Origin of the sequence: Caulobacter sp. AP07 (genome assembly GCF_000281955.1) — a bacterium.
Classification (GTDB): Bacteria; Pseudomonadota; Alphaproteobacteria; order Caulobacterales; family Caulobacteraceae; genus Caulobacter.
Genome location: NZ_AKKF01000288.1, coordinates 16,935 through 41,271, shown reverse-complemented (window position 1 = coordinate 41,271; position 24,337 = coordinate 16,935). Strand labels below are relative to the sequence as shown.

The 24,337-nt window shown below is 70.1% G+C and carries 21 protein-coding genes; 10 read left to right on the top strand and 11 right to left on the bottom strand.

Going from position 1 to position 24,337, the window contains the following annotated elements:
* Nucleotides 1-70: 70 nt before the first annotated feature.
* Complete coding sequence (gene hrpB / locus PMI01_RS23820; protein ID WP_007675534.1) at nucleotides 71-2,512, bottom strand: ATP-dependent helicase HrpB; 2,442 nt, start codon at nucleotides 2,510-2,512, stop codon at nucleotides 71-73.
* A 269-nt stretch (nucleotides 2,513-2,781) separates the two neighbouring features.
* Here hrpB and PMI01_RS23815 point away from each other — a divergent pair, with 269 nt between their 5' ends.
* Nucleotides 2,782-4,335, top strand: coding sequence for an amino acid permease (locus tag PMI01_RS23815; RefSeq protein WP_007675530.1), 1,554 nt, complete (start codon nucleotides 2,782-2,784; stop codon nucleotides 4,333-4,335).
* A gap of 85 nt (nucleotides 4,336-4,420) precedes the next feature.
* Complete coding sequence (locus PMI01_RS23810; protein WP_007675528.1) at nucleotides 4,421-5,137, top strand: MBL fold metallo-hydrolase; 717 nt, start codon at nucleotides 4,421-4,423, stop codon at nucleotides 5,135-5,137.
* 4 nt (nucleotides 5,138-5,141) lie between these two features.
* Here the strand turns inward: PMI01_RS23810 and PMI01_RS23805 are convergent, their stop codons facing one another.
* On the bottom strand, nucleotides 5,142-5,612 hold the full coding sequence (locus tag PMI01_RS23805) for a dockerin type I domain-containing protein (RefSeq protein ID WP_007675526.1): 471 nt from the start codon (nucleotides 5,610-5,612) through the stop codon (nucleotides 5,142-5,144).
* Between the two features lie 104 nt (nucleotides 5,613-5,716).
* On the opposite strand from PMI01_RS23805, the gene PMI01_RS23800 reads away from it, so the two are divergent.
* The 6 genes from PMI01_RS23800 (at nucleotide 5,717) to PMI01_RS23775 (ending at nucleotide 12,498) form a co-directional block, all read left to right on the top strand.
* Nucleotides 5,717-6,529: a response regulator gene (locus PMI01_RS23800; protein ID WP_007675518.1), complete on the top strand. Its 813-nt coding sequence runs from the start codon at nucleotides 5,717-5,719 to the stop codon at nucleotides 6,527-6,529.
* Nucleotides 6,526-8,052 (top strand): ATP-binding protein, encoded by a 1,527-nt coding sequence (locus tag PMI01_RS23795; RefSeq protein ID WP_007675515.1) that lies wholly within the window; start codon nucleotides 6,526-6,528, stop codon nucleotides 8,050-8,052. The genes PMI01_RS23800 and PMI01_RS23795 overlap by 4 nt, the downstream gene beginning before the upstream one ends.
* A gap of 79 nt (nucleotides 8,053-8,131) precedes the next feature.
* A complete protein-coding gene (locus PMI01_RS23790) occupies nucleotides 8,132-8,914 on the top strand; it encodes a hypothetical protein (RefSeq protein ID WP_007675504.1) in 783 nt (260 codons plus the stop codon).
* Nucleotides 8,915-8,985: 71 nt separating this feature from the next.
* Entirely contained in the window at nucleotides 8,986-10,560 is a 1,575-nt protein-coding gene (locus PMI01_RS26270) for an efflux RND transporter periplasmic adaptor subunit (protein ID WP_007675501.1), read from the top strand.
* A 10-nt stretch (nucleotides 10,561-10,570) separates the two neighbouring features.
* Nucleotides 10,571-11,254 carry an ABC transporter ATP-binding protein gene (locus PMI01_RS23780; RefSeq protein ID WP_007675500.1) on the top strand — a complete coding sequence of 228 codons (684 nt, stop codon included), beginning with the start codon at nucleotides 10,571-10,573 and terminating at the stop codon, nucleotides 11,252-11,254.
* Complete coding sequence (locus PMI01_RS23775) at nucleotides 11,251-12,498, top strand: ABC transporter permease (protein ID WP_007675499.1); 1,248 nt, start codon at nucleotides 11,251-11,253, stop codon at nucleotides 12,496-12,498. Before PMI01_RS23780 ends, PMI01_RS23775 begins: the two co-directional genes overlap by 4 nt.
* A gap of 3 nt (nucleotides 12,499-12,501) precedes the next feature.
* On the opposite strand, the gene PMI01_RS23770 is transcribed toward PMI01_RS23775, so the two are convergent.
* Entirely contained in the window at nucleotides 12,502-13,176 is a 675-nt protein-coding gene (locus tag PMI01_RS23770) for a DUF1345 domain-containing protein (RefSeq protein ID WP_007675498.1), read from the bottom strand.
* Nucleotides 13,177-13,291: 115 nt separating this feature from the next.
* On the opposite strand from PMI01_RS23770, the gene PMI01_RS27545 reads away from it, so the two are divergent.
* Both PMI01_RS27545 and PMI01_RS23765 read left to right on the top strand, forming a co-directional pair.
* Nucleotides 13,292-13,459 carry a hypothetical protein gene (locus tag PMI01_RS27545; RefSeq protein WP_007675497.1) on the top strand — a complete coding sequence of 56 codons (168 nt, stop codon included), beginning with the start codon at nucleotides 13,292-13,294 and terminating at the stop codon, nucleotides 13,457-13,459.
* Nucleotides 13,460-13,468: 9 nt separating this feature from the next.
* On the top strand, nucleotides 13,469-13,678 hold the full coding sequence (locus tag PMI01_RS23765; RefSeq protein WP_007675496.1) for a KGG domain-containing protein: 210 nt from the start codon (nucleotides 13,469-13,471) through the stop codon (nucleotides 13,676-13,678).
* Between the two features lie 59 nt (nucleotides 13,679-13,737).
* Here the strand turns inward: PMI01_RS23765 and egtB are convergent, their stop codons facing one another.
* The 8 genes from egtB to mlaD all read right to left on the bottom strand — a co-directional run bounded on the left by egtB (nucleotide 13,738) and on the right by mlaD (nucleotide 24,323).
* Entirely contained in the window at nucleotides 13,738-15,909 is a 2,172-nt protein-coding gene (egtB, locus tag PMI01_RS23760; RefSeq protein WP_007675495.1) for an ergothioneine biosynthesis protein EgtB, read from the bottom strand.
* Nucleotides 15,910-16,059: 150 nt separating this feature from the next.
* Nucleotides 16,060-16,479: a response regulator transcription factor gene (locus PMI01_RS23755; RefSeq protein ID WP_007675489.1), complete on the bottom strand. Its 420-nt coding sequence runs from the start codon at nucleotides 16,477-16,479 to the stop codon at nucleotides 16,060-16,062.
* Nucleotide 16,480: 1 nt separating this feature from the next.
* A complete protein-coding gene (locus PMI01_RS26265; RefSeq protein ID WP_007675486.1) occupies nucleotides 16,481-20,836 on the bottom strand; it encodes a PAS domain S-box protein in 4,356 nt (1,451 codons plus the stop codon).
* Between the two features lie 88 nt (nucleotides 20,837-20,924).
* Nucleotides 20,925-21,629, bottom strand: a complete 705-nt coding sequence (locus PMI01_RS23745) for a glutathione S-transferase N-terminal domain-containing protein (RefSeq protein ID WP_007675484.1) — start codon at nucleotides 21,627-21,629, stop codon at nucleotides 20,925-20,927.
* Between the two features lie 130 nt (nucleotides 21,630-21,759).
* Nucleotides 21,760-22,215, bottom strand: coding sequence for a hypothetical protein (locus tag PMI01_RS23740; protein WP_007675483.1), 456 nt, complete (start codon nucleotides 22,213-22,215; stop codon nucleotides 21,760-21,762).
* Entirely contained in the window at nucleotides 22,215-22,988 is a 774-nt protein-coding gene (locus tag PMI01_RS23735) for an ABC transporter ATP-binding protein (protein ID WP_007675482.1), read from the bottom strand. The genes PMI01_RS23740 and PMI01_RS23735 overlap by 1 nt, the downstream gene beginning before the upstream one ends.
* Entirely contained in the window at nucleotides 22,985-23,791 is an 807-nt protein-coding gene (locus PMI01_RS23730) for an MlaE family ABC transporter permease (RefSeq protein WP_007675480.1), read from the bottom strand. The genes PMI01_RS23735 and PMI01_RS23730 overlap by 4 nt, the downstream gene beginning before the upstream one ends.
* Before the next feature lies 1 nt (nucleotide 23,792).
* Nucleotides 23,793-24,323 (bottom strand): outer membrane lipid asymmetry maintenance protein MlaD, encoded by a 531-nt coding sequence (gene mlaD / locus PMI01_RS23725; protein WP_007675478.1) that lies wholly within the window; start codon nucleotides 24,321-24,323, stop codon nucleotides 23,793-23,795.
* Nucleotides 24,324-24,337 lie beyond the last annotated feature (14 nt).

Below are 24,337 nucleotides of genomic sequence, written 5' to 3'. Positions count from 1 at the left end.
CCCCAAACCTCCCCCCACCGGCCTTCGGCCGCCTCCCCCAGAGGGGGAGGACCTAGATGGGGCAGCGAGCTCACGTCCCCCGAGGCTTGGCTCGCGTCGTCGGCGCGGTCGTCGCCGGATCATCCGGCCACACATGCCGAGGATAGCGCCCCTTCATCTCGCTCTTCACCTCGCGCCACGAGCCGCGCCAGAAGCCCGGCAGGTCGCGGGTGATCTGGATCGGCTTGTGACCGGGCGACAGCAGGGCCAGCACCAACGGAACGCCGGCCACGGTCGGGTGGGCCGTCAGGCCGAACAGTTCCTGCACCCGCACGTCGACGCGCGGCCCGCCGTCGGCGCCGTAGTCGATGGCGAAGCTGGAGCCGGTCGGGGCGGTGAACCGGACCGGGGCCAGGGCGTCGAGCCTTCGCTGGGCCTCCCAGGGGATCAGGGTCCGCAGGGCGTCGGCCAGGGCGGCGTCGCTCAGCGACGCCAGCGACGAGCGCCCGGCCAGCAGCGGCTCCAGCCATTCGGGCAGGCGCGCCAGCAGGGCGGCGTCCGACAGGTCGGGCCAGGTCGCCGCGTCGAGGTCGCGCAGGAAGGCCACGCGGCGGCGCAGGACCTGCGCGCCCTCGCCCAGCGGCACGGCGGAAAGCCCCTCGCGGACCACCTGGTCCAGCAAGGCCCTGGCCACCAGGGCCGGATCGACCTTGTCGAGCAGCCGTTCCGCGATCACCAGCCTGCCCAGGCGCAGCAGCCGGCGGGCCCGGACCTTGCCCCGCGCGTCGGGCTCCAGCCGGTCCTCGGCCACCAGCCGGTCGGCGAAGGCCTCGCGCAGGGCGGCCTCGTCGAGCGGCGCGGCCAGCAGGATGCGGTCGCGGGCCTCGCCGCCGCCCAGTTCGCCGACCGCCAGCCAGGTCTCGCGGGCCAGGGCGTCGGTCGGTTCCAGATAGACGCCGCGCCCGCCGGCCAGTTGGTACTCGCCCGGCTTGCCCCTCGCCTTGGCCACCCGCTCCGGATAGGCCTCGGCCAGCAGCAGGGCGTCGTCCAGCGGGACCGCGCCCGACGGCCGGCCGGCCCCGCGGGCCCAGCGCTCCGACAGCGTCCGGGCGTCACGGGCCCGGGGCGAGCGGTCGCGGCCGAAGCTTTCCAGCCGGTGGCGCAGGTCGACGTCGCGGCCGCCCAGCCCCTGTTCGCTGAGCACGGCGGCGATCTGGGCCCCGCGCCCGGCCTGGCCGGCGGCGGCGGCGCGGACCACCATGTGGGCCAGGCGCGGAGCCAGCGGCATCTCGGCCAGGGCCCGGCCGTGGGCGGTCAGCCCCCCCTGCCCGTCCAGGGCCTGCAGGCGGTTGAGCAAGGTCCGGGCCTCGTTGAAGGCGGCGGCCGGCGGCGGGTCGAGGAAGGCCAGGTTCGCGGCGTCGCGCGCTCCCCAGCGGGCCAGGTTCAGGGCCAGGCTCGACAGGTCCGCTTCCAGGATCTCGGGCCGGGCGAAGGCCGGCAGGGCCCGGGTCTCCGGCTCGTCCCACAGGCGGTAGCAGACGCCCGGCTCGGTGCGCCCGGCCCGGCCCCGGCGCTGGTCGGCGGCGGCGCGCGACACCCGCACCGTCTCCAGCCGGGTCAGACCGCTGGACGGGTCGAAGCGCGGCACGCGGGCCAGGCCGCAGTCGATGACCACCCGCACGCCCTCGATGGTCAGGCTGGTCTCGGCGATCGAGGTGGCCAGCACCACCTTGCGCCGCCCGGGCTGGGCGGGGGCCACGGCGCGGTCCTGCTCGGCCGGGTCCAGCGCCCCGTACAGCGGCGTGACGTCGACCTCGGGACGCCGCAGCCGTTCGCGCAGCAGGGTCTCGACGCGGCGGATCTCGCCCTGGCCCGGCAGGAAGACCAGCAGGCTGCCGCCCTCCTCCGCCAGGGCCCGTTCGACGGCGCGGACCACGCGTTCTTCCAACCGCTGGCGCTCGTCGCGGCCCAGATGGCGCGTATCGACCGGGAACATCCGTCCCTGGCTCTCGACGATCGGCGCGTCGCCCAGCAAGGCCGAGATCCGCGCCCCATCGAGGGTGGCCGACATCACCAGGATCTTCAGGTCCTCGCGCACCAACCCTTGAGCGTCGCGGGCCAGGGCCAGGCCGAGGTCGGCGTCGAGGCTGCGCTCGTGGAACTCGTCGAAGATCACCGCCGCCACGCCGTCCAGGCCCGGATCGTCGAGAATCATCCGGGTGAACACCCCCTCGGTCACCACCTCGATTCTCGTGCGGCCCGAGACCTTCGACTGCAGCCTGACCCGAAAACCGACCGTGTCGCCGACGCTCTCGCCCAGGGTCTGGGCCATCCGCGACGCCGCCGCCCGGGCCGCCAGGCGCCGGGGCTCGAGCATGACGATCTTGCCGTCGCCCACCCAGGGCTGGTCCAGCAGGGCCAGCGGCACGACCGTGGTCTTACCCGCGCCGGGCGGGGCCACCAGCACGGCGGCCTCGCGCCCCGCCAGGGCGGACTTCAGGGCCGGCAAGGCCTCATGGATGGGAAGGGTCACGCGGCGGGTTTAGCGGCGGGCGCGCAAATCGCCAAGCGACCAGCCTCCCGCATCGCAATCGTCATCGCCCAAGCAGGAGGCAGTAGCGGCTACAGAGCGTGCTGCGTCGCAACATTCAGGCGGCAGGTCATGGCCCATATTGCGCACACAAGGGCGAACATTTACGCACGCCCACCGCTTTACCTTGACCGCGTCCCGTTAACCGGGCCACGGTCCGCAAAATTTGTCTACGCGGCCCCCGGGGGGAGCCGCGGGTCTCTGGAGGAAATATGTGGCGCGTTAAGTCACTGGATGCGATTCTAGCCACGGCCGAGAAGAAGTCGTTGCATCGCTCGCTCGGCCCCGTTCAGCTCACCTTGCTGGGCATCGGCGGCATTATCGGCACCGGCATCTTCGTCCTGACCGCGGAAGCGGCCCAAAAGGCCGGCCCCGGGATGCTGATCTCGTTCATCATCGCCGGCGCGGTCTGCGCCGTGGCCGCCCTGTGCTACGCCGAACTGGCCTCGATGGTGCCGGTCGCCGGCTCGGCCTACACCTATTCCTACGCCGTGCTGGGCGAGTTCTTCGCCTGGCTGGTCGGCTGGGCCCTGATCCTCGAATACGCCGTGGCCGCCAGCGCCGTGGCCGTCGGATGGTCCGGATACGTCGTCGGGCTGATCGAGCACCTGCTGCACATCAACATCCCCGACGCCCTCGTCGCGGGTCCCTATGCGGGCGGCGTCATCAACCTGCCGGCCGTGCTGATCTCGCTGCTGGTCACCTGGCTGCTGGTGCTGGGCACCAAGGAAAGCGCCACGGTCAACGGCGTCCTGGTGGCCATCAAGATCGCCGCCCTCAGCGCCTTCGTCGTCCTGGCCCTGCCGGTCATGAAGATGGAAAACTTCCACCCCTTCGCGCCCCTGGCCACCGCCGGGGTCATCGGGGCGGGCGCCTCGATCTTCTTCGCCTATGTCGGCTTCGACGCCGTCTCCACGGCGGCGGAAGAGACGCGCAACCCGCAGGTCAACGTGCCGATCGGCCTGATCGGCTCGCTGGTCATCTGCACCATCTTCTACCTGCTGGTCGCGGCCGGCGCGATCGGCTCTTACGGCGCCCAGCCGGTGTTCGGCCTGCACGGCGAAGTCCTCAACCCCGGCTCGATCGAGCTGGCGGCCCGCTGCAAGGAAATCACCGCCGTCGGCTCCATGCCGCTGGTCTGCTCGCGTGAAGCCCTGGCCCACGTGCTGCGCGAGATCGGCCACCCGGCCGTCGGCAACCTGCTCGGCCTCGCCGCCGGCCTGGCCCTGCCCTCGGTCATCCTGATGATGATCTATGGCCAGACCCGGATCTTCTTCGTGATGTCGCGCGACGGCCTGCTGCCGGAAGTGCTCAGCAAGGTCCACCCGAAGTACAAGACCCCGCACATCGTGACCATGGTCACCGGCGGCCTGGTCCTGGTCGCGGCGGCCTTCTTCCCGGTCGGCCAGCTGGCCGACATCTCCAACTCCGGCACCCTGTTCGCCTTCCTGATGGTGGCGATCGCGGTGATGATGCTGCGGATCAAGGACCCGGATCGCCGCCGTCCGTTCAAGACGCCGCTGGTCTGGATCATCGCCCCGCTGGCCATCGCCGGCTGCCTGGTGCTGTTCTTCTACCTGCCGATGAAGGCCAAGCTGCTGCTGCCGATCTGGGCCTGCATCGGCCTGGTGTTCTACTTCGCCTACGGCTACCGCAAGAGCCACGTCGGCCGCGGCCTGCGCGGCGAAGTCCACGAACTGGACGAGGACGCGCCGCTGATGGCGGTTCCGCCGACTCCGACCGGCAAGCGGCCGGGCGAGGACTAAACTCTTGATCCTGAGCCGATAACGCTTAGTTCGAGCGGGCGGAGGTCTTCGGATCTCCGCCCGTCTTCGTTTTGGAGCCCCTGGCATGTCCGCCGAAATGCCGATCCGCGCCGTCATCGCCCCGGTCACGCCGCTGCAGCAGAACTGCACGATCGTCTGGTGCGCCAAGACGATGAAGGCCGCCGTGATCGATCCGGGCGGCGAGGTCCCGCGCCTGATGAAGGCCCTGGCCGACCAGGGGCTGACCCTGGAGAAGATCTGGATCACCCACGGCCACATGGACCACGCCGGCGGCGCGGCCGAGCTCAAGCGCCTGACCGGCGTGCCGATCGAGGGGCCGCACAAGGACGACCAGTTCTGGATCGACCAGATCCAGTCGACCGGCGAGCGCTACGGCATCCCCGAGGCGCGGATCTTCGTCACCGACCGCTGGCTGGACGACGGCGACGTGGTCACCCTGGGCGAGACCCAGTTCGAGGTGCTGCACTGCCCGGGCCACACGCCGGGCCACGTGATCTTCTTCCACCGCCAGGCGCGCTTCGCCCAGGTGGGGGACGTGCTGTTCAAGGGTTCGATCGGCCGCACCGACTTCCCGCGCGGCAACCACCAGGACCTGCTGGACGCCATCACCGGCAAGCTGTGGCCGCTGGGCGACGACGTGCAGTTCGTCCCCGGCCACGGCCCGATGTCGACCTTCGGGGCCGAGCGGCGCAGCAACCCCTTCGTCGGCGACCTGGCGATCGAGGCGATGAACATCGCGGGCAAGGACTACGCCGCGCCGGTCAACCGGTCGCCGGGTTAGGCGCCTATTTCGGCTTCGGGCCGCCCGGACGGCCCTGCCACATGGCTTTCTGCTCGGCTTCGCTGAGCATGCCGTCCTTGTTCTTGTCGAGCTTGGCGAAACGGGCCTTGCTGACGGCCAGGGCCTCGGCCTGGGTGATCTGACCGTCCTTGTTGGCGTCCATCTCGGCCAGCATGTCGGGACGCTTGCCCGGCCCCTTCGGCGCGTCGGGACGTTCGGCCCGCCGCGCTTCCATGCGCTTCTTGAGCGCGGCCAGTTCGCCGGCGTCGATCACGCCGTCATGGTTCTCGTCCATCCGCTGGAAACGCAGCTTGGCGGCCTTGTCGAACTCCGAGGCGCTGACCACGCCGTCGCTGTTGGCGTCGAGGTTGGGCCGCATGCCGCCAGGGCCGCCCGGCCCCATCTGAGCATGGGCGAGGCCGGCGACGGCGGTGAGGGACAGGGCGGCCAGGGCCGCCGGCAGAATGCGGGACATGCGTGTCTCCAGACAACAATTGCGTCGATAGCTCGCATGGACGGGTTGCGCCCCTGTTTCAGCCGTGAAATCTGCTGGTGACGGGGGCGTGGAAAGAGCAAGTCATGGAAAGTTCGCAAGATCCCGCGACCTCATCGGCCGCGACCGCCTCGACACAAACCGCCTCGACACAGGCCGCCTCGACACAGGCCGCTTCCGACCCGGCGCGCGGCGCCCGCATCCTGATCGTCGACGACGACCCCGGCATCCGCGACGTCGTGGCCGACTTCCTCGGTCGCCACGGCTACGCCATCGACACCGCCTCGGACTCGCGGACCATGGAGCAGGCCCTGGCCCGCGGTCCGGTCGACCTGGTCGTGCTCGACGTCATGCTGCCCGGCGAGGACGGCCTGGCCATCTGCCGGCGGCTGTCGGCCCAGGATGGTCCGGCCATCATCATGCTGTCGGCCATGGGCGAGGAGACCGACCGCATCGTCGGCCTGGAGCTGGGCGCCGACGACTACCTGCCCAAGCCCTGCAACCCGCGCGAACTGCTGGCCCGGGTCCGCGCCGTGCTGCGCCGCCGCCAGGAGCCCCGCGCCATCGACGACGGCATGGGCGCGGCCTGCGAGTTCGCGGGCTGGCGGCTGGACCTGGTGCGCCGCGAACTGCGTTCGCCGCAATCGGTGGTGGTCAACCTGTCGAGCGGCGAATTCTCGCTGCTGCGCGCCTTCGTCGAACGCCCCCAGCGGGTGCTGACCCGCGACCAGCTGCTGGACCTGGCCCGGGGCCGCGAGAGCGACGCCTATGACCGGGCCATCGACGTCCAGATCAGCCGCCTGCGCCGCAAGCTGGACGACGGCGGCGGCGGCGAGCTGATCCGCACCATCCGCAGCGAAGGCTACATGTTCACGTCCAAGGTCACCCGCACGCCATGACGGATGGCGTCAAGGTCAAGGGTCCGGGCAGCGCGCCGCTGTTCGTCCAGGCCCTGGGCCTGGTCATCGTGACCCTGGTGGCGGCGCAGCTGATCGCCATCGCGGTTGTCTTCACCCTGCCGCCGCCGCCGCCGGAGTTCTATCGGCTGAGCGAGATCACCCGCGCCCTGAAGACCGGCGCCAGCGTCCAGCCGCGGGACGGGCGCCTGCTGATCGTGCGCCGGCACGCCAAGCCGTTCCGGGGCCTGGTCGACAACCGCCGGCGGGCCGAGTTCAAGATCGCCGTCGCTCGCGAACTCGGCATCGATCCCTCGCGGATCGAGATCGACGTCGAGAACGGCCCCCGCTTCTTCGTCCGCGCCCAGAAGCGCAACCTGTCGACCCGGCTGCTGTCTCCCGATCCGCTGAGCGGTGGCCCAGGCGGGCCAGGAGGTCCAGGCGGGCCGGGAGGCCGGGAAGGTCGGGGGCCTCCCAACATCCCCGGAGTCCCGCCCGACAACATCGGCGACCAGCGCGGCCGCCCGGTGAACGGGCCCGACGGCTTCCGGGGCCGCCCCCCCGCCTTCGACTTCCCCCACGAAGAACCCTTCATCTTCGGCGACTTCAAGCTGGCCGTGCAGCAGAACGACGGCCGCTGGACGGTCATCGAGCCCAAGCCCGCCCTCCGGTTCGACAGCTGGCAGCAACGCATCCTGCTGATCCTTGGCCTGTCGGTGATTTGCGTCGCGCCCCTGGCCTGGCTGTTCGCGCGGCGGCTGTCGGGCCCGATCAGCGCCTTCGCCGGCGCCGCCGAGCGCCTGGGCCGCGATCCACGCGCCGCGCCCCTGGCCCTCACGGGCTCGGCCGAGGTGATCGCCGCCTCCAACGCCTTCAACATGATGCAGGAGCGCCTGCGCCGCTATGTCGAGGACCGTACGGCGATGATCGGCGCGGTGGCCCATGACCTGCGCACGCCCCTGACCCGCCTGCGTTTCCGCATCGAGGCCGTGCCTGACGAGGTCCGGGGCAAGCTGGCCTCGGACATCGACCAGATGGAGGCGATGATCGCCGCCACCATGGCCTTCGTTCGCGACACCACCCGGCCGGCCGAGCGCACCAAGCTGGAACTGGCCTCGCTGCTGGAAAGCGTCATCGACGAGGCCGCCGAGACCGGCGGCCAGGCGGTGGTCGAGCGCGGCGAGAAGATCATCATCGACGGCGACCCCGTCGCCCTGCGCCGCCTGCTCACCAACCTGGTCGAGAACGGCCTCAAATACGGCGGCGCGGTACAGGGTCGCGTGCATGTCGAAAGCCGGCTGGCGGTGATCGAGATCGACGACGACGGCCCGGGCATCGTTCCCGCCGAGCTGGATCGGGTGTTCGAGCCATTCTTCCGCAGCGAGCCCTCGCGCAACCGCGAGACCGGCGGCATCGGCCTGGGCCTGGCCGTGGTCCGCTCGGTGGCGCGCGCCCACGGCGGCGACGTCACCCTGCACAACCGCCCCAAGGGCGGGCTGCGGGCCCGGGTCGAGCTGCCGTTCTAGATTACAACGTTCGAGGTTTGTTGCGGGGGCGCAAAAGCTGCGCCATACGCCAGACACGCCAGCGCGGTTGATCGAAGGAATGCAAACCCTGTCACGCCTCCGCGCCACCTGCATCCTGATGTTCGCCGCCCTGTGCCTGGCGGCCTGCGCTTCCGGCCCGCCCCAGGACGGACCGCGTGGCGACTGGGGCAAGGCGCCGCGCCCGCCTCGCGACGACGGCGATGGCGGGCCGTCGCGCGCGCCGCACCGGCAGGTGTTCATCAGCCCGGCCGGCGAGCCATTCCGCGCCGACGCCGGGCAGCCCTACCCGGTCGCCGCCTGGTTCGCCGGCGCCGACACCGACCATGACGGCGCCCTGACCCGCGACGAGTTCGTCGCCGACGCCCTGCGCTTCTTCGCGGTGCTCGACGTGGACCACAATGGCGTCATCGACGGGTTCGAGGTCTCCAACTACGAAAGCCAGATCGCGCCGGAGATCCTGGGGGCGTTCCGCGACGCCGGTCAGGGTCCTCGCGGCGGCCAGGGCGCGGGCGGGCCTCCGGGCGGCGGACGCGGACGTGGCGGACCTCCCGGCGGCGGCGGTCATGGCGGCGGCAAGCGCGGCGGCGGCCCGATGGGCGGCATGTTGCAGGGCGCCACCCCCTACAGCCTGCTGGCCGAACCCCAGCCCGTGATGGGCGCCGACGCCGATTTCGACCGCCGCATCACCCGCGACGAGGCCGCCAAGGCCGCCCGGTCCCGCTTCGCCCTGCTCGACAAGGCTGGCGACGGGCGCCTGCACCTGGCCGACTTGCCCAGGACCCCGGCCCAGGCGCGCGGCGAAGGCCCGCCGGATCAGGAACGCCCGCCCAGGCGGCGTTGAAATGTAGCTGCAACCTACAGCGTCTAACGCCATACGGACTTCACCGATTCCGCGCCGGAGCCCCTGCCCCTATGAGCCCACCTTCCCTGCCCGCCCGGCGTTTCCGCATTTCGGCGCCGATGGTCATCGGCCTGATGGTGCTGGTGGCGATCATCGCCGGCCTGGTGTTCTGGCAGACCCGCCCGAAGGCGCCCAAGGATCCCTACCGCACGGCCGCCGTCGCGCGCGGCGACCTGACCAAGACGGTTTCGGCCTCGGGCACCTTGCAGGCCCTGGTCACCGTCGAGGTCGGCTCGCAGATCTCCGGCCAGATCAAGCAGGTGCTGGTCGATTTCAACGACGAGGTGACCAAGGGCCAGGTGATGGCCACGCTGGACCCCCAGACCTACGTCTCGCGCGTCAACCAGAGCCAGGCCAATGTCGCGGCCAGCAACGCCAGCCTGAAACAGGCCCAGGCCAACGCCGCCAAGGCCAAGGCCGACTACGATCGCGCCAAGTTCCTCTATGATCGCGGCATCACCGCCAAGGCGGCGCTGGACGCCGCCCTGGCTGCCTGGAAGGTGTCGCAGGCCGGCATCGACAGCGCCCGCGCCTCGATCAGCCAGTCCCAGGCCGCTATGGCCGTCAACCAGGTCGACCTGGGCCGCACCACCATCATGGCGCCGATCGACGGGGTGGTGGTCGACCGCCAGATCGAGCCCGGCCAGACCGTGGCCGCCAGCCTGTCTTCCCCCGTGCTGTTCAAGATCGCCCAGGACCTGTCGAAGCTGGAGGTGAAGATCACCGTCGACGAGGCCGACATCGGCCAGGTCAAGGAAGGCCAGACCGTCAAGTTCACGGTCGACGCCTTCCCCGAGGATACCTTCGAGGGCGTGGTCACCCAGGTGCGCAAGCAGCCTGAGACCTCGGCCAATGTCGTGGCCTACATCGTGCTGGCCGAGGCCGAGAACCCGGGCGGCAAGCTGCTGCCGGGTATGACCGCCAACGCCGACATCGTGGTCGAGCAGCGCCGCGACGTCGTGAAGGTCCCCTCGGCCGCCCTGCGCTGGAAGCCGGCCGACACGACGGCCGGCCAGCGGGGCGGTCAAGGCGGCGGCCCCGGCGCCGGTGGCCCGGGCGGGCCAGGAGGACCGGGCGGTCCCGGCCAAGGGGCCGGCGGCGGCCAGGGCGGACAGGGTCGCGGCGGCGGCATGGCCGGACGCCTGCTGGCCGAGCTCGACCTCGACGCCGGCCAGAAGACCAAGGCCGAGGCGATCTTCGCCGAGGCCCGGCAGAAGGCGATGTCGGCCGGCGACGGCGACCGGCGCAAGGCGATGCGCGCCAGCATGGAGGCCGCCTTCACCCAGCTGGAGCCGATCCTCAAGCCCGACCAGAAGGCCAAGCTGGTCGCCATCCGCGCCCGCATGGCGGCTCAGCAGGGCCAGCGGCGGGGCGGCATGAGCGCCGGCGTCGTCTATGTGCTGCGCAAGAACAAGCCCGAACCGGTCGCCGTGCGCGTCGGCGCCACCGACGGCTCCAACACCGAGATCGTCAGCCGCGACCTCAAGCCCGGCGACCAGGTGATCACCGGCGGCGGCCCGCGCGCCAAGCTGCAATTGCAGGGCGGCGGCATGCCGGGCGCGGCTCCGCCCCGGGTGCGGATGTAGGGCCAGGGCAATGATCGCGTTCAAGGACCTGACCAAGGTCTATGTCATGGGCGAGGAACAGGTGGCGGCCCTGGCCGGCGTCAGCCTGTCGATCGACCGTGGCGAGTTCACCGCCGTCATCGGCCCATCCGGCTCGGGCAAGTCGTCGCTGATGAACATCCTGGGCGGGCTCGATCGGCCGACGGCGGGCTCGTACCACTTCGAAGGCGAGGACGTCGGCCACTTCGACGACGACCAGTTGGCCGATTTTCGCCGCCGGCGGATCGGCTTCGTGTTCCAGTCCTTCCAGTTGCTGCCCCGCCTGACGGCGATGAAGAACGTCGAGCTGCCGATGGTCTATGCCGGCGTGCCCCCCGAGGAGCGCCGCGCGCGGGCCGCCGGCCTGCTCGACCGCGTCGGCCTGGGCTCGCGCAAGGACCACCGTCCCACCCAGCTGTCGGGCGGCCAGCAGCAGCGGGTGGCCATCGCCCGCGCCCTGGCCAACAACCCGGACCTGCTGCTGGCCGACGAGCCGACCGGCGCCCTGGACACCCACACCGGCGAGGAGGTGCTGGCCCTGTTCCGCGAGCTCAACGCCCAGGGCCTGACCCTGGTGATCGTCACCCACGACCTCGACGTCGCCGGCACCGCCCGGCGGCGGGTGTCGTTCCGCGACGGCCATATCGTCCAGGACGAGAGCGAGGCGCCGGCATGAGCACGATGAGACGCATCGACCTGGTCGGCTTCGCCGCCGGGGCCATCGCCGCCCACCCCATGCGCAGCGCCCTGACCTCGCTGGGCGTGGTGATCGGGGTCGCCGCCGTGGTCATGATGACTTCCATTGGCCTGGGCGCCCAGCAGCGGGTGACCAAGGCCATCGGCGGCCTGGGCTCCAACATCCTGATCGTCCGCCCTGGCGCGGCCCGCGCCCCGGGCCAGGGCTTCGTCTTCCAGGCGGCGGGCTCGGGCCAGTCCCTGAACGACGGCGACGCCGCCGCGATCGCCGCCCAGGTCGAGGACGTGGCCGCCGTCGCCCCCAGCGTCACCGGCGGAGCCCAGATGGCCGCCGACGGCACCAACTGGAACAGCCGCATCGAGGGCGTCACGCCCGACTACCTGGTGGCCCGCGACATCAGCATCGCCCAGGGCCGGATGTTCGACGACCGCGAAGCCCGGCAGGGCAAGAAGGTCATCGTGCTGGGCAAGACCGTGGCCGACAATCTGTTTCCCGACGTCGACCCGCTGGGTCGGCGCGTGCGGGTCGGCACGGTGCCGTTCGAGGTGATCGGCGTCCTGACCGCGCGCGGCCAGAGCGGCATGGGCCAGGATCAGGACGACGTCACCCTGGGTCCGCTGCAGGCGGTGCGCTCGCGCGTCGTCGGCCGGCGGGTCAAGGGCGACAACGTCCAGGCCATCTACGTCAAGGCCAGCTCGGGCGACACCATCGACCGCGTGCAGGAGGACGTCACCAACCTGCTGCGCGACCGCCACAAGGTCCGCAACGGCGGCGAGGACGACTTCCAGGTCCAGAACAGCGCCTCGATCCTGGAGGCCATGCAGGCCTCGACCCAGACCTTCACCGTGCTGCTGGCGGCGGTGGCCGCCGTGTCGCTGGTGGTCGGGGGCGTGGGGATCATGAACATCATGCTGGTGGCCGTCACCGAGCGGACCCGCGAGATCGGCCTGCGCATGGCGGTCGGGGCTCGGCGCTCCGAGGTGCTCTACCAGTTCGCCCTGGAGGCGGTGACCCTGTCGGTGGTCGGCGGCCTGGTGGGCCTGATCATCGGCGTGCTGGGCGCGCTGCTGATGGCCAAGCTGGGCGACTGGCCGATCGCCATCGCCGGCTGGGCCGCGCCGATCTCGCTGGGCTTCTCGGTGATCGTCGGCCTGGTGTTCGGCGCCTACCCGTCCTGGCAGGCCTCGCGCCTGGATCCGATCGAGGCGCTGCGGCGGGAGTAGCGCCTAGGCGGCCACCAGCCCGGCGATGATGTTGATCCCCAGCGCCAGGATGGCGGTGTTGTAGAAATAGGCGCTGACCGCCTGGGCGGTGACGAGGTTGCGCAGCTTCGAGGTCAGGACATTGTTGTCCGAGACCTGGAAGGTCGCCCCGATGCTGAAGGCCAGATAGACGAAATCGCGATAGGTGCTGGCCGGCTCGCCGGGGAACTGGAAACCGGGCTTCCCGGTCCCGTCGCCGAAGTGGCGATGGGCGTAGTGCAGCACGAACACCGTCTGCAGCACGATCCACGACAACACCAGCGTCACCCCCGCGCAAACCGCCGTGAGCGCCTTGATGTCGTGGCCCGCCGTGCGCGCGTTGATCATCGCCGCGACCACCGCCGCCAGGCTGAAGCCGATCGCCGCCAGCACGATGACCAGGATCAGCGACGGCCCCTCGTCCTGCTCGGCCGCGCGGCGGCGCACCTCGGTTTCATCCGCCTTCAGGAACAACCACCAGGTCAGGAGGACGTAGGTCAGGGCGCAGGCGTCCCATCCGACCAGGACGTGGGTGCTGGTCGGCGCGTTCAATTGCCGGGCCGCGAGCCAGCCCAGAACGCCGACCGCGACGGCCGCTCCCAGTCGCCAATGCCTTGTCATGTAAGGCGTTTTCGCCTCGGCCGCCTTGCTCTTGCGCATCACTCGCCCTCGCTTGCGAAATTGGTAAACGCCGGACTCCGCACAATTGTCTTGGCCATTGCGTGAACCGATCGCGACTTCACCGGTTACGTCACTGGAACACGTGGAAGACGCCATGACCGATCCCGACGCCCCGCCGCCGATCGAGCCCTCGCGACCCGACTATGACCCGGGCGTCACGCCCGACGAAGAGCCGATGCGCGAGCCGCCCGTTCAGCCGGACGACGACCGGCCCTATGACGCCTCCCTCGCCCCGTTCCCCCCCGTGACCAGTCCCGATTAGGAGCTACCTATGGACCTCGACAGCGAACGGCCCCGCGGCCGCCGAGGCTTCGCCGCCATGGACCCCGAACGTCGCCGCGAAATCGCGCGCAAAGGGGGCGCCAGCGTCCCCAGCGAGAAGCGCAGTTTCGCCAAAGACCGCGACCTGGCGGCCAATGCCGGCCGGAAGGGCGGTTCCTCGTCGCGCGGCGGCGGACGCCTGTCAGGGCGCGACGCCTGAGATGAAGCGCGCCGCGGCCCGTGGGCCGCGGCCGCCCTCGACCTGACTTCCGCCCGGCCTCACCCGGCCAGGGCGAAGACGCCGAAGCTCGGGCTGTCGCTGATCCAGCGCGCCGCGACCTTCCAGCCCGCGCGACGGGCCAGTTCCACGAACGCCTCCGGCGCGTACTTGTACGAGTTCTCGGTGTGGATGGTCTCCCCGGCCTTGAGCCGGATTTCCCGCCCCGCCAGGTGGGCCACCTGGTCGGTCTTGCTGACCAGGTGCATCTCCATGCGGCTCTCGTCGGCGTTCCACACCGCCCGGTGGTCGAAGGCGTGGAGATCGAAGTCGCCGCCCAGTTCCCGGTTGATCCGCACCAGCACGTTCTTGTTGAAGGCCGCCGTCACGCCCTGGGCGTCGTCATAGGCGGGCACCAGCACGCCAGGGCTCTTGGCGATATCGACACCGACCACGAACATCGCCCCCTCGCCCAGCAGGGCATGGGCGCCGCGCAGGAAGGCCTCGGCGTCGTCGGGCGCGAAATTGCCGATCGTCGAGCCCGGGAAGAAGCCGGTCACGGGACGGCCGCGCGCCGAAGCCGGCAGCCGGAAAGCGTGGGTGAAGTCATCGACCAGCGGAGCAACGATCAAGGCCGGATAGTCACGCCGGATGGCCGCGCTCGCCTCGTCCAACGCCGACTGGCTGATATCGATCGGCGCGTAGACGGCCAGTTGCGGCATGGCGTCCAGCAGGATCCGGGTCTTGGTGCTGGCCCCGCTGCCGAACTCGACCAGGGCCGCGCCTTCCATCACGCGGGCGGCGATCTCCGGCGCGATCCGCCGCAGCAGCGCGGTCTCGGTGCGGGTGGGATAGTATTCCGGCAGCTCGCAGATCGCCTCGAACAGGCGCGAGCCTTCGGCGTCGTAGAAGTACTTGGCCGGCAGGGTCTTCCGCTCGGCGGTCAAGCCCGCCAGGGCGTCTTCGAGGAAGGTCGAGGCGGGCGCCGCCGTCTCGCGCTCCATCGGACTCATGTCGTCGGCCAAGCGGACCCCCGTGAACGCCCAGCGCTGCCGGGGATGAAAGAAATTGCGATAGGACGGCCGCGTGTGGCCGGGCGGCGTTTCCGCCGCGCCGCCGCGCAGGACCATCTGGTTGATCATGAACTTGCCGTTGTACTCGCCCAGCGCGCCCGCCCCCGGCTTGAAGCCGGGATAGGCGACATAGGGACTGGCGGTCCATTGCCAGGTCTCGCCGATCGCCTGGTCCAGCGCCCGGCCTTCGGGCGCGCGAACGGCGGCTTCCCATTCGGCCTCGGTGGGCAGACGGCGCCCGGCCCAGGCGGCGAAGGCGGCGGCTTCGTAATAGCTGACGTGACCGACCGGAGCCCCGGGATCGACCGGGCGCCGCCCCGACAGGGTCATCACCGACCAGGTCGCGCCCTCCTCGCGCCGCCAATAGAGCGGCGCGTCCCAGCCTTCCTCGGCCACGGTCGCCCAACCGTCCGACAGCCACAGTTCCGGCCGGCGGTAGCCGCCGTCGTCCATGAAGGCCAGCCACTCGCCGTTGGTCACCAGGCGGTCGGACAGGCGGTAGGGTTGGAGGAACACCCGATGCCGGGGCCGCTCGTTGTCGAAGGCGAAGCCGGGTCCGTCGTCGCCGATCTCCACCAGCCCGCCCTCGAAGGCGAGGTACCGCGCCTGGGCGGCGGTCGGACGCGCCGCGGGCGGATCATCGCAATAGGCCGGTTGCAGCGGTGACTGGGCGAAGAGGTGCAGCAGGTCCATCAGGATCAGTTCCTGGTGCTGCTCCTCGTGTGCCAGGCCCAGGTCCAGGCGCGCCATGACCTCGGCGGTTGGCGACGTCGTCAGCAGCCGGACCATGGCCGCGTCGACATGCGCGCGATAGGCGCCGACCTCCTCCGCCGAAGGCCGGGTGATCAACCCGCGCTGGGGTCGAGGCTGCCGGGGTCCGACGGCCTCGTAATAGGAATTGAACAGGTAGCCGAAACTGGGGTCGAACATCTGGTAGCCGGACAGGAACGGCGTCAGCAGAAAGGTCTCGAAGAACCAGGCGGTGTGGGCCCTGTGCCACTTGACCGGGCTGGCGTCCGGCATCGACTGGGCGCCCTGGTCCTCGGCCGACAGCGGTCGGGCCAGGGCCTCGGTGCGCCGGCGCACCGCCAGGTAGCGATCGACCAGGGCGATGACGCGGGCCTCGGAGGCCTCCCGTGCGGGGGTATCGTCGGGACTCATGCGCTCTCCTGGCGGCCTCGCTCGGGGGCTTGGACCACCCGATGAGCTCAACGAATATGCAACTTGAGTGTTCCGGCATCGCCATTCAAGCGGCGTCGGGAATGAAAAGTGAACGCCGGTGGAAAAACCGCGTTCCACCTGTCGCGCGATTCAGACGAGGAAGGGCTCGGGATCGGCCTTCGGCGGCGGCGCCGGCTTCGGCCTGGCCTTGCGCAGCAGGCGACCGACACGCTGCAGGAGCTGCTCGTCCTTGAACGGCTTGGACAGGAAATCGCGCGCCCCGAGGGCGATGGCCTGCTTGACGTCGTCGGGCTGGTTGCGCGCCGTCAGGACCATGGTGGGCACGCTCAAGCCCTCCAGCGCCATCTTGCGCAGCAGGCCAAAGCCGTCCAGGCGGGGCATGTTGAGGTCGAGCACCATCGCGCGGGGCCGCAGCTCGTGCAGCCGCGCCAGGCCTTCGACGCCGTCGCGGGCGAAATAGGTGTCATAGCCCGCCAGGTCGAGCCGGGTGGTGATCAGGTCGAGGATGATCGGATCGTCCTCGACCACGAGAATGCGCGTCCGACGCATGTCAGAAACCAACCACGCCGCGGGACATCTCGTCCGCCGTCTCTTCGTCCGTCGCGTGGCTCCAGGTGGTGGCGTTGCTGACGGCCCGGACCAGGTCCAGCGCCACGATCGGCTTGGAGATCACGCCGTCGAAGCCGTGCTCGCTGGCCGGGAGGTCGGGGAAGGCGTCGGCGGTGAAGGCCAGGATCGGGACATCCTGGTTGGGCCCCGCCCCCGCGCGGATCTCCTGCAAGGCCCCCTCGCCCGACAACCCCGGCATGCGAAGGTCCATCAGGATGCAGTCGAAAGGCTCCACGGCGGCGGCGGAGACCGCCGCCAGCCCGCTGGCCGCCTCGCCGACCTCGGCGCCCATCTGTTCCAGCACCGCGCGGGCCAGTTCACGGTTCACAGGGTTGTCGTCGACGACCAGGACACGGACGCCGTCCAGGCTCATCGTCCCTTCGTCATCGGCGACCGCCTCCGGCTGGAGCGACGTCACCAGCGGCGCGGTGATGTGGAACGAGAACATGGAACCGCCCCCCGGCGCGCTCGTCACCGAGATATCGCCCCCCATGGCCTCGGTCAGACCCTTGCAGATCGCAAGGCCAAGGCCCGTGCCCCCGTGCTTGCGCGTCGACGAGGCGTCGACCTGCGAAAAGCGCTGGAAGAGCTTGGTCTGCTGGTCGCTGCTCATGCCGACGCCCGTGTCCTCGACCCTGACGCGCAGGATTTGCGCCTCCAGGTCGTAGGCGACACCCAGGCGGACCGAGCCTTGATCGGTGAACTTCACCGCGTTGCCGACCAGGTTCAACAGGACCTGCCGTACGCGATCGGGGTCGATCATCACCAGGTCGGGCAACTCGCCGTCCACCCCACATTCCAGCCACAGGCCCTTCGCGTCGGCCTGGGGCGCGAACAGGGCCAGGGCGTCCTGGGCGACCGCCAAGGGCGAGACCGCCCGCGGCGCGATCTCCACCTGGCCCGCCTCGAGCTTTGAGAAATCCAGGATGTCGTTGACGATCGCCAGCAGCGCCTGGCCGGCGCTGGACACCCGCTGCACGAGCCGGCGCGAAAACTCGTCCAGTTCCGGGCGTTGCGAAAGCAGGCCCGAAAAGCCGATGACCGCGGTCAGGGGCGTGCGGATCTCGTGGCTCATATTGGCCAGGAACTCGCCCTTCACGATCGCGGCGGCCTCGGCCTGCGCCCGCGCCGCCGCCAGGGCTTCCTCCTGGGCGACCTGGTCGGTCACGTCGCGGATCACGTCCAGGAAGCCGGTCGGCGCATCGGTCGCCGGGTCGCGCAGCAGGGACGGGTTGGATTCCAGCCAGACGTCCCGGCCGGCCGATTTGTGAAGCGTGCGCCAACGCAGGCGTTCCGTCGGCCCGCCCCGGATCAGGTTGCGATAGACCCGACGCACGCGCAGCCGCTCCTCCGGATAGGCCAGGTCGGCGGCGCCGCGCCCCATGATCTCGTGAGGCGCATAGCCCGTCAGGACCTGGCAGGACGCGGCCACGAACGTGATCTTCCCGGACAGGTCCGTGGTCAGGATCATGTCGGTGGTGTTCTCGGCCATCAGCCGATAGCGCGCCTCGCTGTCCTTCAGCGCCGCTTCGGCTTCGCGCCGGGCGGTGAAGTCCTCGATCTGCGAAATGTAGTGGAGGGGCGAGCCGTCCGGATTGTCGACCCGCGAGACCACCAGCTGGACCCAGATGATCGACCCGTCCTTGCGGAAATAGCGCTTGTCCATCCGATAGGTGGAGATCAGCCCGTCATGCAGGTTGGCCACCAGTTCCATATCGGCGTCCAGATCGTCCGGATGGGTGATGGCCTGGAAGTCGAGGGCGAGCAGTTCCTCCCGCGAATAGCCGAGCATGTCGCACAGGGTCGGATTGACCTTCAGGAACGCGCCGTCCAGCCCGACCAGGGCCTCGCCGATCGCCGCGTGCTCGAAGGCGTTCTCGAACAGCGCCAGCTGGGCCTTGCGTTCACTGATGTCGTGCATCAGCGCCGTCATCTGCCAGCCGGCCGCGTCACGCACCGCGCTGACCGCCAGTTCGATGGGGAACTGCGCGCCGCCCTTGCGACGGGCCGTCACCTCGACCCGTTGGTCGATGTCGCCGCCGAGCCGCCCGCCCAGGAAGGCCGCGATGTCGGTATGGTCGTCAGGCAGGATCATCGCCATGTCGGCGCCGATCGCTTCGTCGGCGCTCCAGCCGAAGGTCAGCTCGGCGTGGCGGTTCCACCCCGTGATCCGGCCGTCCTCGTCGGCCGTGACGATGGCCTGGTGGGCGTTGGCGATGACGTTGCGCGCCCGGTCCTCGCTGGCCCGCAGCGAGAGTTCCAGGTTTCGGACCTCGGTCACGTCCCAGTTGGTTCCGACCATCCGCAGGGGTGCGCCGTCCGCCGCCCGAACCACCGTCGCCAGCGCCCGGATCGAGCGCACGTCGCCGTCGGGGCGCACGATGCGAAATTCAGTGTCGTAGGGCGTGTCGCCCTCGATCGCGGCGCGGGCGTGCGCCTGCTCCTCGGCCAGGTCCTCCGGATGCAGGCAGGCGACGAACCGTCCAGCCGTCAGCTCCTCCTCCCGTTCCACGCCGTACAGGGCGTACATCCGGTCGTCCCATGTCAGGGCGTTGGTCTGGACGTTCCAGTCCCAGATGCCGATCTGGCCAGCCTGGGTCGCCAGCAGCACGCGGTCCGACATCGCGCGATAGCGAGCTTCGTCCTCGGCGCGGGCCGTCTCGGCCTCCATGCGGGCGGTGATGTCGACCACCGTGCCGAACACCGCGACGACGGCGCCGGCTTCGTTGCGCTCGCAGCAGCCGTGCCCCTCGAGATAGCGCAGCCGGCCGTCCGACGGCACGACGCGGGTCACGGCCAGTTTCCAATCGACGCCCTTGTCGATCGCCAGCCTCAGCCGGGCGCGCAAGGCCGGCCGATCGTCCGGATGCACCGCCTGGATGAAATCCTCGAGCTGCGGCGCCCCGCTCGAATCGAGACCATAGATCGTCGCGACATGCGGCGACCATGTCGCCTCCATCGTCGCCGCGTCGATCCGCCAGTACCCGATGCCCGCGACTTCCTCGGCCAGGGCGCTCTGCCGCGCCGCGCGTTCGGCCTGTTCCTGAAGCTTCCGACGTTCGGTCACGTCGCGGAAGACGTTGACGATCTCGGTCGGTCGTCCCTCCGCGTCGCGCACCACCCGGGGATTGCCCTCCAGCCACACCCAGCGACCGTCGCCGGTCCGGTAGCGATGCTGGCGAACCGCCGTCGGATCGACCGGCTCGCCGGCGTAGAGCGGCGCGGAATTGCCCACGAACCGATCCAGGTCGTCGGGATGGACCAGCCGGGTGGCCGGCGTCCCGATCAGGTCTTCGGGCTCGTAGCCCATGGTCCGGCAGGCGGGGGACACATAGAGCAGCGTGCCGTCCAGGGCGGTGCGCACGATGACGTCGGAGGTGTTCTCGGCCAGCAGACGATAGCGCGCTTCGCTGGCCGTCAGGCTGTCGAGGCCGCGCGCCTGCTCGGTAACGTCCTGGAGGAGGCCGATCAGCGCGACGACGGCGCCGCGCTCGTCCAGTTCGCACGCGGCCTTGGATTGAACGATCCGCACCTCGCCGTCGGCCCGGACCAGACGCGCCTGCAAACTGCACGATCCCTTGGTCTCGATCGCCATCACCATCTCGGCCTCGACCATGGCCCGGTCGTCGGGATGAAAGGCCTTGAGATGGGGCTCGGCGCCCGGAATGTGGCTCAGGGGGTCATGGCCGTGGATTTCGTAGACCAGGCCCGACCAGAACAGGTCGCCGCTGATCATGTCGTAGCGCCAATGCCCCACGCCCGACATGGTTTCGGCCAGTTGCAGCAGGCGGGTCTGTTCCCACCGCAGGCGGTTGACGCGCAGCCGTTCCATCTCGTCGACGACGATCTTGGCCAGGGTGCGCAGGCGGTCCAGGTCTCGGTCCGAGGGCCGCTCGCGCGGCTTGGTGTCGATGACGCAAAGGCTGCCGAGATTGCAGCCGCTCGGCGAGGTCAGCACCGCGCCGGCATAGAAGCGAATCCCGACCTCGCCCACCACCAGGGGATTGCCGGCAAAGCGAGGGTCCAGGGTGGCGTCCTCGACCACCATCACCGCGTCGGGACCCAGTTCGATCGCTCGGCTGCAGAACGACCACGCGCGCGGCGTGGAACAGGCGTCCAGGCCGTGGCGCGACTTGAACCACTGCCGCTCCTCGTCGACCAGCGAAACCAGGGCGATGGGCGCGTCGAAGAGATCGCTGGCCAGGCGCGTCAGGCGATCGAAGGCGATGTCCGGCGAGGTGTCTAGGACACCGTAGCTCCGGAGCTCCCGGATTCGCCGCGCTTCATCGTGATTCATCATCACCTCCAAGGGCAGCGTGCCCCAAGAGGACGTCGGAACGGTTAAGGCGGCGTGCGACAATCGCGCGCGCCGCCAGCGCCCGCCCCTAGGGTCGCTTGGGAAGCTCCAGTCCGCGCTGAACGGCCGGTCGCGCCAGCCCGCGTTCCAGCCAGGCCGGAACGTTCTTCAGGGCGCCGTAATCGACCAGGTCGCCGGCGCCGTAGAAGCCGATCAGGTTGCGCACCCAGCCCAGGGTCGCGACGTCGGCGATGGTGTAGGCGTCGCCCATGATCCAGTCGCGACCGGCCAGCCGGGTCTCCAGCACGCCCAGCAGGCGCTTGGATTCGGCGACGTAGCGTTCAAGCGGACGCTTGTCCTCGTACTCGCGGCCGGCGAACTTATGGAAGAAACCCACCTGGCCGAACATCGGCCCGATCGCCGCCATCTGGAAGAACACCCATTCCAGGGTCTCGTAGCGCTCGGCCGGCGCGGTCGGCAGCAGCTTGCCGGTCTTCTCGGCCAGATAGACCAGGATCGCACCCGACTCGAACAGGGCCAGCGGCGCGCCGCCGGGGCCGTCCGGGTCGATGATCGCGGGAATCTTGCCATTGGGGTTCAGCGACAGGAATTCCGGCGTCCAGGTTTCATTCTGGCCAATGTCGATGAAGTGCGGCTCGTAGGGAAGGCCGATCTCCTCCAGCATGATCGACACCTTGACCCCGTTCGGCGTCGGCAGGGAGTAGAGCTGCAGGCGGTCGGGATGCTGGGCAGGCCAGCGCCGGGTGATCGCGAAGGCTGAGAGGTCGGTCATGGTCGGCTCCGGAGCGATGGGGTCGCCAGCCTCGGCCGCGACGCTTACTGGCTTGTCAGATAGCCCCGCCAAGCGCCGCCACAAGGTGGGGCGGACCGACGGCGCGAACATTCGTGAGCTGGCGTCCGGCCTAGCGCGCCAGCTTGGTGCGGGTCGAAACCTCGACCTGTTCGACGCCGCGCAGGGCGTCGCCGGACTTCTCCAGCATGCCCTTGAACGTGCGCAGGTCGCCGGTGTCGATGCGCCGGACCTTCTTGTCGCGCGACCATTCCAGGCCGATCAACTGACCCAGCCGGCACGCCTTGGGCAGCAGCGCCGCCTGCTCGGCCGGGCCACCTCGGACCACCAGCTTGCCGACGATATCGTTCCAGTTCGGCGAGCCGGGAATGCAGAACGGCAGGTGGTCGCAATCGCCGGTCCAGAAGCGCTTGTACCAGCGCACATGCTCGGGCGAGTCGAAGCGCAGGGCGGCCGGCGCCACCTGGCCACGGCAGTCGGCGCGCACATAGTCCTGAGCCTGGGCCGGGCCGGAAAAGCCGAAGACCAGGACCGCCAGCAGCGCGGTCCCGCGCAAGGGATAGGTCATTATTCCTCGACCACGCTCGTCATCGGCCCGTCGGCCCGAGCATCGACGAACTGGCGCACATAGGGGTTGTCCGTGCGGTCGAGCTCGGCGGGCGCGCCGCGCCAGACGATGTTGCCGCCATGCAGCATGGCGATCTCGTCGCCGATCGTCCGGGCCGAGGCCAGGTCGTGGGTGATCGACACCGCCGTGCAACCGAGGCCCCGCACCTGGTCGACGATCAGCTCGTTGATCGCCGCCGAGGTGATCGGGTCCAGCCCCGTGGTCGGTTCATCGAAGAACAGGATCTCGGGATTGGCGACCACGGCCCGCGCCAGGCCGACGCGCTTCTGCATGCCGCCGGACAGTTCGGAGGGGTGGGAATCGGCGACGCTGGCCTGCAGGCGCACGCGCGCCAACGCTTCGATCGCCCGCGCCTTGGCGTCCTTGCGCGACACGCCGTCGGCGTTGATCAGGCGGAAGGCGACGTTCTCCCAGACGGTCAGGCTGTCGAACAGCGCAGCGCCCTGGAACAGGACGCCGACGCGCGAAAACAGGTTCCGCCGGGAACGCCCACCCATGCCGATCAGGTTCTTGCCATCGACCAGCACCTCGCCCGCGTCAGGACGCACCAGGCCCATGGCCACCTTGATGGTCACCGACTTGCCCTGGCCCGAGCCGCCGATGATCACCAGCGACCGGCCGGACGCGACGCTGAGGTCCAGCCCGTCCAGCACCGGCGCGCCGTCGAAGCGTTTGCGGACGCCTCTCCATTCGAGTTTGGCGATGTCGGTCATGTGTGGGTGAACAGCGTCGTGAGGAAGTAGTCGGAGGCGAAGATCAGGATGGCCGACGACACCACCGCATGGGTGGTCGCCCGGCCGACGCCGCGCGCCCCGCCCTTGGCGTTGTAGCCGTGGTAACAGCCCATCAGCGCCACGATGAAGCCGAACACCGCCGCCTTGATCAGGCCCGAACCGACGTCCCAGAACTGCAGAAAGTTGGCTGTGTTGCGGATGTAGACGCTGGAGTTGAAGTCCAGGATCCGCACCGCCACCAGCCAGCCGCCGGCCACGCCGATGATGTCGGCGATCAGGGTCAGCAGCGGCAGCACCAGCGTCGCGGCCAGCAGGCGCGGCGCGACCAGGTAGCGGAACGGGTCGGTCGACAGGGTGCGCATGGCGTCGATCTGTTCGGTGGCCCGCATGGCTCCGATCTCGGCGGCGATGGCGGCCGAGACCCGGCCGGCCAGCATCAGGGCCGCCAGCACCGGGCCCAGCTCACGCGTGATGCCCAGGGCCACGATCTGCGGCATCACCTGCTCGGCGTTGAAGCGCCCGCCGCCGGTGTAGATGTTCAGGCCCAGGGCCGCGCCGGTGAAGATCGCCGTCAGCCCGACCACCGGCAGCGAGAAGAAGCCGATGGCGACCAACTGCCGCCAGAGCTGGCCCGGAAACCATGGCGGGGTGAACACCGAGGCTACGCCGCGCACCGAGAAGACGCCGACCGAGCCCACCATGCGCAGCGCGCCGAGCGTCGAGCGCCCGATGGAGCGAATGGGTTTGAAGACGGCGGGGATCGCCGCGTCAGCCGCGGTCATCTCAGTAGCTTTCCGGGGCCACGGTGGCGTCGGAAACGGCGGGCGCGGCGGCGCCCGGCGCGGGGGCCGCCGGCGCTTCCGCGCCGCCCTGGGGCCGCATGACCGAGCCGATCAGGCCGAACAGGTCGACCGCGCCCTGGGTGTTCTCGATCTCGCCGCCCGGCTTGATGTCGTCGATCGCGCCGCCCGGCGCGATGGCCACGTGCACCCCGCCCAGCAGGCTGTCGCTGGTGATCTTGGCGGTGGAGTCCGACGGCAGCTTGACGGTCGGGTCCAGGCTCAACTTCGTGACGGCCAGGAAGGTCTTCGGATCCAGTCTGATTTCCGAAACGGTGCCGACCTTGACGCCGGCCACGCTGACGGCGGCGCCCGGCGCCAGCGATCCGACCTGACCGAACTTGGCCGTGACGTCATAGCCGCCCGGCTTGCTCCCCACGCCGCCGACGCTCAGCGAGTAGACCAGAAACCCCGCCGCGAGGACGAGGACGAGAAGACCCATCAGGGTCTCGGCCCATTGTTCGCGCAACCCCATATCCTTTCGAAGTC